Consider the following 1,101-nt stretch of genomic DNA (forward strand, 5'->3'; position numbering starts at 1 on the left):
ACTATAGAAGGAACATCTGGAGCCAAACAATTATCAGGAGCAGTATTCATTCAAAGTTGGGGAACTTCAAGCTCCACTATTAAAACTTTTGAAAACACAGGCCTAATCAAAAATCAAAACGGCAATGCTATCTTCATAGGTGATGGCAACAAGATAGAAACCCTTACAAATAAAGGAACTATAGAAGCAGGCAACAATGGTATAACTTTTTATGCATTTGATACAAATAAAAAGCCCGTTAATATTGGTAAAATCACTATAGAAAAAGATGGTGTTATTAAAGCAGGCAATGATGCAATCCATATAGATGGAAGTAAAAATGGTATTGAGGGTGAAGGCATTGAAGTTAAAGAAGGGGGTAGATTAGAAGGTGGTAATGCAGGTATTTATATAGGCGGTGGTAAGCAAGTAAATACTAGCATCAATGTATCTGGAACTATCCAAGGTGGTAATGGGGGTATTATAAATACTGGAACCATTGGAAAAGAAGGACAAGAAAAACAAGAATACGGAATCACTATTGAAAATGAAGGTCTTATTGCTTCGGCAAAAGGAAGCGGTATTTTAAATACTGACAATGGAATTATTTATGGTAATATCTTCAATAAAAGTAATAATAATTTAAGTTTAAAAAATGATTCTGATGCGACTATTACAAGTGGTATTAAAAATAGTGGTAGTGGAACTATCTTTGTTAATAACCAAGGAACCATAAATAAAGATAATAGTGGTAATCATTTAACTAACAGCGGATCTGGTAGCATAGTCATAGAAGATTGGCTTGTTACTACAGATAAAGAAACAGGTAAATTAGAAACTGTAGTTGTAGGTGGAAATGGTAAAGATAATGTAAAAGTAGATAATATAACCGTTGATCAAGGCAATATTAATCTAGATGGAACAGAAGATATAAATGATATCATCTCAGGGGTAAAACCAGATAATATTGGCAATATAGGAACTAATGGTAGTGGAGAAATTGATTTTATCTATGATCCTTCAACAGGAAAAATTCATAAAAGGTTTAATCTTAATGCTTCCATATCAGGTGCAACCTTTAGATCTTTAATCTCTACTACTTCAAGAAGATCTACCTTTATA

At 32.6% G+C, this 1,101-nt stretch carries 1 pseudogene; it reads left to right on the forward strand.

The features are described 5' to 3' along the window. A pseudogene (locus AJN64_RS09580) lies at positions 1-1,101 on the forward strand (autotransporter outer membrane beta-barrel domain-containing protein); the annotation flags it as partial.

Origin of the sequence: Campylobacter sp. BCW_4332, assembly GCF_001763175.1 — a bacterium.
Classification (GTDB): domain Bacteria; phylum Campylobacterota; class Campylobacteria; order Campylobacterales; family Campylobacteraceae; genus Campylobacter_D; species Campylobacter_D jejuni.